The 6,758-nt window shown below is 54.3% G+C and carries 10 protein-coding genes; all 10 read right to left on the reverse strand.

Annotated elements, in window-relative coordinates:
- Positions 1 to 1,156: flagellar filament capping protein FliD (gene fliD / locus VIN76_RS00645; protein ID WP_332039882.1), on the reverse strand; the 1,156-nt coding region annotated here is incomplete at its 3' end.
- Between the two features lie 36 nt (positions 1,157 to 1,192).
- Positions 1,193 to 2,335 carry a flagellar type III secretion system protein FlhB gene (locus tag VIN76_RS00650; protein ID WP_332039883.1) on the reverse strand — a complete coding sequence of 381 codons (1,143 nt, stop codon included), beginning with the start codon at positions 2,333 to 2,335 and terminating at the stop codon, positions 1,193 to 1,195.
- Positions 2,336 to 2,345: 10 nt separating this feature from the next.
- Complete coding sequence (gene fliR / locus VIN76_RS00655; RefSeq protein WP_332039884.1) at positions 2,346 to 3,128, reverse strand: flagellar biosynthetic protein FliR; 783 nt, start codon at positions 3,126 to 3,128, stop codon at positions 2,346 to 2,348.
- 8 nt (positions 3,129 to 3,136) lie between these two features.
- The gene (locus tag VIN76_RS00660; protein WP_332039885.1) at positions 3,137 to 3,412 is read right to left on the reverse strand and encodes a flagellar biosynthetic protein FliQ; all 276 of its coding nucleotides are present in this window, start codon (positions 3,410 to 3,412) and stop codon (positions 3,137 to 3,139) included.
- 14 nt (positions 3,413 to 3,426) lie between these two features.
- Positions 3,427 to 4,185: a flagellar type III secretion system pore protein FliP gene (gene fliP / locus VIN76_RS00665; RefSeq protein WP_414696242.1), complete on the reverse strand. Its 759-nt coding sequence runs from the start codon at positions 4,183 to 4,185 to the stop codon at positions 3,427 to 3,429.
- A complete protein-coding gene (gene fliO / locus VIN76_RS00670) occupies positions 4,182 to 4,439 on the reverse strand; it encodes a flagellar biosynthetic protein FliO (protein WP_332039886.1) in 258 nt (85 codons plus the stop codon). Before fliO ends, fliP begins: the two co-directional genes overlap by 4 nt.
- Positions 4,440 to 4,441: 2 nt before the next feature.
- The gene (gene fliN, locus VIN76_RS00675; protein WP_332039891.1) at positions 4,442 to 4,792 is read right to left on the reverse strand and encodes a flagellar motor switch protein FliN; all 351 of its coding nucleotides are present in this window, start codon (positions 4,790 to 4,792) and stop codon (positions 4,442 to 4,444) included.
- Entirely contained in the window at positions 4,792 to 5,676 is an 885-nt protein-coding gene (locus tag VIN76_RS00680) for a FliM/FliN family flagellar motor switch protein (RefSeq protein ID WP_332039887.1), read from the reverse strand. The genes fliN and VIN76_RS00680 overlap by 1 nt, the downstream gene beginning before the upstream one ends.
- Positions 5,676 to 6,263, reverse strand: coding sequence for a flagellar basal body-associated FliL family protein (locus VIN76_RS00685; RefSeq protein ID WP_332039888.1), 588 nt, complete (start codon positions 6,261 to 6,263; stop codon positions 5,676 to 5,678). Before VIN76_RS00685 ends, VIN76_RS00680 begins: the two co-directional genes overlap by 1 nt.
- A gap of 28 nt (positions 6,264 to 6,291) precedes the next feature.
- Positions 6,292 to 6,758: flagellar hook-length control protein FliK (locus tag VIN76_RS00690; RefSeq protein ID WP_332039889.1), on the reverse strand; the 467-nt coding region annotated here is incomplete at its 5' end.

Raw genomic sequence — 6,758 nt, forward strand, 5'->3', positions numbered from 1 at the left:
CCTGTAACCGGTCCCTTATCGTCTGTAACACACCCGCAATTCCAGGATTATTGTCATCGGTCACCAGCGGGTCGAGCATGTTCGACACTGCGTCGGCATCATTTTCCAGCACGGCATCAAGACGCTCGCGGTCAATGGAGAGCGTTCCGTCACGCTCTGTTTTCACGCCAATATCTGACAAAGCGCGATAAGGGCCGCTATCGACCAGCCGCGTCGCACCGATTTGCCCTAGCGAGCGTATCATCTCCCGCACCCCTGCATCTCCGGTAAGCACACCTCCGCTGCCGTCATCAGCGACAGTCGTGGCATCATTCAATGCGGAACGGAGCTGATTATACGCATCAACAAATTCCGTGACGAGATTGGCAATCGTTGTCGTCGGCTGATCGCCGCTAATGGTAATTAATGTACCGGGTGCTGCGGCTTTCAAATTGATCGATATGCCCTGAACCGCATTTTCAATGCTATTGCCACTGTAACGCAAATCCACACCGTCAATTTTAACCAGAGCATCAGCCGCCTCACTGATCAATGTCATGCCAGCGCCGCCCGGCGGGTAATTATAATCTGTAAAATCACCGGAGACAGTGAAAGCCTGATCAGCCCCTTCCTGCCCTTCGAGAATCAAGCGCGCACCATCATTGTCAGCTATGATGGCGGCTGACACACCTGCCCCCGCCTGATTGATGGCAGCGGCAAGATCGGCAAGGCTGTCCGGACCCGGCGTCAACATGATATCAAAGCTGCCACTCGCATTAGTGATTGTCATGGTTCCGGCACCAAGTGCGACATTGCTATCCGCTACAGGGGCAGACGCCAAACGGCGCGCCGACGCGATCTGCATTATTTCAAGCGTGGCCGGAAGCCCTTGCGGCCGTGCCCCATCGACAAAACCAACGTCCGCAAGAGACGGCTGGCTGGAAACCAGATCACCGGCAAAGGCGCGGCCATTTAGCAAGCCGGTCAACGCGCTGGTAAATGTATCTAGCGATGCCGAGGCCGAGGCCAAAGCCGAAATTTTCAGGCCATTGGTTTGCTGGCGGTCCTGTAGAATGGCAAGCTTGGGTTCGCGGGATGCGGCAAGCAAGTCAGCCACAAGCTGACCGCTGTTCACGCCTGTGCCGGAGCCGATGAGATTGGATATGGAATCAAACATGAAACTCAAAACGGCAGCGATCACGAAGCCTTTAGATCAATTTTTGAAATTGCCGTCGCTATCAAATTGCAGCTCTTCAGGCAGGTCGATATGCGGACGGTCCAGTTCATCAGCAATTTGCGCGTCAAGACGGAACAGAAACGCCAGCACGGTTGCGACCGCTACATAAAGCCGCTCATCAATCGCACTGCCCACTGGCGTCGTGAAATAAATGGCACGGGTCAGCATGGGATATTGGAGCATCGGCACCATCTTTTCCTCGGCCAGTTTCCGGATAGCTTCCGCGGCCTCTCCTCTCCCCCGAGCCAGGACGACCGGAACAGCATCCATCCCCGGACGATAGCGCAGCACGACCGAAAAATGCGTGGGATTATTGAGCACAACCGTCGCTTCTTCCATCGCTTTTCGTGCGGAGCGGGACAGTGTTTCCTGCTGCCTTTTCCGCACAGCCGATTTGAGTTCCGGCGATCCCTCAATATCCTTGTGCTCGTCCTTCACCTCTTGTTTGGTCATCTGCAAACGCTTGTTACGCTGAAATATCTGCGCAGGCACATCTATGCCCGCAATGACAAAGAAACCTGCGGCCATGACCATGATGACAATGACAAACATATCGGCAAACTGCCCAACGGCAGAGCGCATATCCTGAGCGCCCAGCGCTAACATGTAAGGCAGGTTTTCATAGACCAGCCATAACCCGATACAACCGAGCAGGATCACCTTCGCCAAGGATTTCGCCAGTTCAATCAACCCGCGCGTGCCGAGCATGCGTTTCAGGCCGTTTACAGGGTTCAGCTTGTCCCCCTTCGGTTTCATAGCCGACCAGCGAAACCCAAGTGAGCCAAGCATTATCGGCGTGGCAATGGCGGCCAGTATAGTCATGCCGAACAGGCCAAGAAACGGCAGGGCTATCTTGCCAAGGTGGCGAAAGGTCCGCGCCCCGGGGTTGAAATGCTCGATATCGCTGCGCTCTATGGTCAGGCCGCTGGTTACCATCTGCGCCAGCCCGTCCATTACCATATCGCCCAACATGGCAAATCCCAGGGCACCCGCAATCACGACCATCGCTCCGCCCAGTTCCCTGGATTGCAGGACATCACCTTTTTTCGCACTGTCCTGTAAGCGTTTCGGAGTTGGTGCTTCGGTTTTTTCTCCGCCGCCCGGTGGTCCATCTGCCATTAGCCGCCCCTTATCCGCCGCTCGCCATAGTGTGGCTATATTCAAGCGACTGGATCAGCGCCCTCCCGATACCGTCAATCATCAAAGGAGCGGCCATGGCCAGCATCACCAGCCCAAGCGTCAGTGTCGCTGGTAAACCCACTGCAAATAGGTTCATCGACGGGGCCGAGCGCGCAAGAAGCCCCATGATGATCTGCACCAGCAGCAATGCCGATCCGACCGGAAAGGCAATGGCCAGTCCCGCAACAAATAATGACCCACCATAATAAGCGAGCCGGAGCGCAACATCCCCTGACAACAGTCCGCTTCCCGGCGGCAAGGTTTCATAGCTGCGCACTATGATAGAGGCGAGTATCAGGTGGCTATCCATGGCCAGGAATATAAGCGTCGCAATTATCGACAAGAACTGACCAATAACAGGCGTAGATTGTCCCGTTTGCGGGTCCGACATCGATGCAAAGCCAAGGCCCATCGCATTGCTGATCGTCTCCCCCGCGACAAAGGCTGCGGCGTAACCGATCTGGATTGTGAAACCGATGGAAAGGCCGATGACCACCTCTCCGGCAATCAGGGCAAAGCCGGAAACGCTGATCAACCCGTCCTGCGGTAATGTGATACCCGCCCCGCCAATTGCTGCAATCCCGACCGCCAGTGAAATAATAAGCCGCAACTGGACCGGAACTGTTTTCGCGCCCGTAACGGGAGCCGCAAAGAAAGCAGCGCCCGGCCTGATCATGGCGAAAAGCCACAGCCAGAGCTGTTCTTCCAATCCAGCAAATCCGGGCGCGATCATATCAGCTATCAGACCAACAGCGCCGGTATGCGATCATAAACATCATGGGTAAAATCGACGATCAGATACATGATCGACCCACCGAACAGCCCCAGCATGATAGCAACGATCAGCAATTTGGGTACGAAACTCAGCGTTGCTTCGTTGATGGAGGTTGCCGCCTGAACCATGCCGAGCAACAAGCCGCCGAGCAGCGCAGGCACCAATATCGGAGCGGCGGCAAGTGCGGTAATCCAAAGCGTTTGCTGTGCCATGCCAATGAAAAAATCACTGCTGTCGGTCATCTTTCCCTCTCCCTCTAAGCCGCAAAAGAACCGGCCAATGTGCCCATTGTCAGCGCCCAGCCATCGACCAGAACGAAAAGCAACAGCTTGAAAGGCATGGAAATTATTGTCGGAGACAGCATCATCATGCCAAGCGCCATCAGGGTTGACGCGACCACCAGATCAATGATGAGGAATGGCAGGAATATAAGAAAACCGATCTGGAAAGCGGTTTTCAACTCGCTCGTCACAAAAGCGGGCAACAGCACGGAGAACGGGACATCTTGTGGCCGGGCAACCGGAGGCTCATCGCCCAACTCCATAAAGAGCTTCAAATCCGATTGCCGCGTTTGCTTTATCATGAACCCGTGCAGGGCATCACCGGACCGGCTGATCGCCTCTTCAACCGGTATCTCCCCTTCCCCGAAAGGCGAATAGGCATCGACGTTGATCGTATCAATTACCGGACGCATGACGAATAATGACAGCAATAATGCCAGCCCTACCAGCACCTGATTGGGCGGTGTTTGCTGTAATCCCAATGCCTGACGCAGGATCGACAGGACAATGATGATCCGGGTAAAACTGCTCATCATCAAAATGATGGAAGGCAATATAGTCAGCAGGCTCATCAGCAGCAAAATTTGCAGAGAGAGGGTTAAAGGCCTGCCATCACCCGAAATATCATCAAGGGCTTTTCCCAATGCTCCTGAACCACCATCCTGGGCAAGGGCAGGCTCGCCCAGCCCCGTCAGCAGGATCATCGCAGCAGCAAAGACCAGGAAACGGATCATCTTGTCTCACCATCCGCAGCAATCCGTTCCACCCGGCTTCTGGTTACGGATAAAAGGATCTTTCGGTCGCCAAACTCAACGATGACCAGCTTTGCAAAGTTCCCCAGTGGCAAGGTTTCGACTATCTTCAAGCTGCGTTGTTTGTGTGCATGGCCTAGTGCTGGCTGATATTTTCGATACAGCCACAACGCAGCGAATATCAGGCCGCCCATGACCGGTAACAAAATCAACAGTTTGATTATATAAACCGTCATGTTCAGCGTCTCTCGATTGCCGGGAAGCTGGCACCCACATCGCCCAGCTCGGCGATCCGGACACCAAAGCGGCCATCAATAGTGACGACCTCTCCCTTTGCGACCAGCGTGCCGTTGACCTTTATGTCGAGCAGGTCATCCGATTGCCGGTCCAATTCGATCACCTCGCCTTCCCGAAACGCCATTATGTCGGCAAGTCGTTTGGACACCGATCCCACCTCAACCGACAGTCGGACCGGGATATCCGCTAGCAGTCGAAAATTGTCATTCCCCGCATCCGTTTCCCCGTTATCCTGCGATTTTGCAGCACCTTTGACAGTCTTGGCCGCCCCAGTTTGTTTCGGGTCGTTCATCATGTATCTCCCTGTTCGATATGTTCAATTCTGAAAGCGGCGCAGCCGTTTTTCTCCCCCAAAGTGCCGGTCGCAAACTTGCGGTTTCCGATAAACAAAGGCGGCTTGGCTCGCGGTGTGATCGGGATGACATCGCCCGGTTTCATGTTAAACAGCTCTGGCAAGCGCATCGTCGGCTGCGCCACTATCGTCCGTAGCGGCAGGTAAATCTGTTTCAGGTTACGGGACCATTGCCGTTCCCATTCCGGATCGGATTCTGCGGGCAAATCTCTGATCTGGCTTTGGATAAACTCCATCGCGCTTTCCGCGGCATCCGGAGAATAAACCAGCTCAGCCCGCCATGAAATATCCGTGCCCATGCTAATCCGGAATGGCTGGCATAATAGCTGGTCTTCGGGCTTGTAGCCGGTGAGATATGACGCACTGGTTTCGTGACGCTGAAACACCGGCTTTATCGGTCCATAGCCAGAAAAAACGTCGGCAAGACGCTCCATGAGCGAGAGCGCAAGGCGGTCGATCAATTGTGTTTCCGTCTGACGGAACCCATCTTTCGTCCGCTTCACACAAATAGCAGGCGCGCCGCCGAAATAGACGTTGATCAAGCTGTTGATCATAGTCTCTTCCAGATGCAGGATAATCGAACCACGCAGCGGCAACAGACGAAAGATTGACAGGCTGGACAATGGTGCCAGCACGCCTGACCATTTTGAAAAATCCGAAAAAATTATCTCTTCGACAGTCACTTCAGTACGGTGGCCAGCGATATGCTCAATGGCGCTTGCCATAGCCACTGCATAGCGGTCCGATATCCGGCGCAAGGGTGATGAATCACTCTGGCGATGAGCTGATTTTCTGGCGAAATTGTAAGGAACCGGATTTTTCATCACTGGACCACAAAGCTGGTGAAATAGACATTGTTGACACCGCCAAAGCCGGTTTTTTCTTTCAGCACACCGTTAATTGCATTGGTCAACGATTTCTGTAGCGCCCGCTTGCCCTGCTGCGTGCCGAGAGGCGCAAGCTCCTGTTCGGCAAGCGTCAATAATATTGCGGACCGGATTGCGGTTTCATGCGTAGCAATGTTGTCCACCACTTGCCGGTCATAATAAGTAGCCACCGAAACCGAGAGTTGCGCGAAACTGTTGCTGCCTTTCAGGTTCGACGTAAACGGCTCTTCAATGGCATAATAGGTCGCGTTATAGGCGCTTTCCTTGAACCGGGGCTTCTGCTGCGTTTCACCTTGCAATTTGGCCAAAGCCGCGGCAATCGGCTGGCCCTCTTTCGCGGCGAGCCTTGGCTGGCTCATCTGCTCGTTTGAACGCGCGTCGACATGAAAGCCATTTGCTGCAAAATAGCCTATGACCAAACCGCCGCCGCCCAGCATGGCCAGCATGATTGCGGACATACCCAACTTCTTTATCCGGCGACCCTTTTCGGGGCGCTCGATTTCAGCTTCACTAACGTCAGCCATATATATTCTCCGATTATATCTGGAAGGTTCAGGCGTATCGCGCGCCGTGATAGGAAGAAGTGGCGGCAGGGCCATTGGCCGCAGCCACATCTGGTCCATGTTGCCTTAGCGAGCTTTGCTGCGCCGTATATTCTTGGGGACGGGCATCGCCATTTCGTCCTGTTTCCGTTCCGCTTTCACGGGAACCGGAACCTTGCTGGCCAAGCTGCGATCCGGGATGATCCTGCACCGTCACATCGACACGGGACAGCTTTAACCCTGACAGCCGAATGTCCTGTTCCAACCGGCCCTGTGCTCCGATGAGCAACGCTTTGACATTTTCATTTTCGGTTTCCAACCGGACGACATCACCCGCTGTCCCCGCTGTTATCCGGACGGATAACTTGCCAAGATGTTCGGGCTTTAACTGGAAATTCAATACCGGCTTTTCTGCGCTTAGATTGCCAATATCCTGGCTCAATTTCGCAATCCACTGACTGCTCGCCTCCATATCCA

This window comes from Parasphingorhabdus sp. (assembly GCF_036568145.1).
Taxonomy (GTDB): Bacteria; Pseudomonadota; Alphaproteobacteria; order Sphingomonadales; family Sphingomonadaceae; genus Parasphingorhabdus.

Coding starts and splice junctions, on each gene's coding strand:
- VIN76_RS00650 (WP_332039883.1), bottom strand. CDS start 2,335: ATGGCAGATGGACCACCGGGCGGCGGAGAAAAAACCGAAGCACCAACT.
- fliR (WP_332039884.1), bottom strand. CDS start 3,128: ATGATCGCGCCCGGATTTGCTGGATTGGAAGAACAGCTCTGGCTGTGG.
- VIN76_RS00660 (WP_332039885.1), bottom strand. CDS start 3,412: ATGACCGACAGCAGTGATTTTTTCATTGGCATGGCACAGCAAACGCTT.
- fliP (WP_414696242.1), bottom strand. CDS start 4,185: ATGATCCGTTTCCTGGTCTTTGCTGCTGCGATGATCCTGCTGACGGGG.
- fliO (WP_332039886.1), bottom strand. CDS start 4,439: ATGACGGTTTATATAATCAAACTGTTGATTTTGTTACCGGTCATGGGC.
- fliN (WP_332039891.1), bottom strand. CDS start 4,792: ATGAACGACCCGAAACAAACTGGGGCGGCCAAGACTGTCAAAGGTGCT.
- VIN76_RS00680 (WP_332039887.1), bottom strand. CDS start 5,676: ATGAAAAATCCGGTTCCTTACAATTTCGCCAGAAAATCAGCTCATCGC.
- VIN76_RS00685 (WP_332039888.1), bottom strand. CDS start 6,263: ATGGCTGACGTTAGTGAAGCTGAAATCGAGCGCCCCGAAAAGGGTCGC.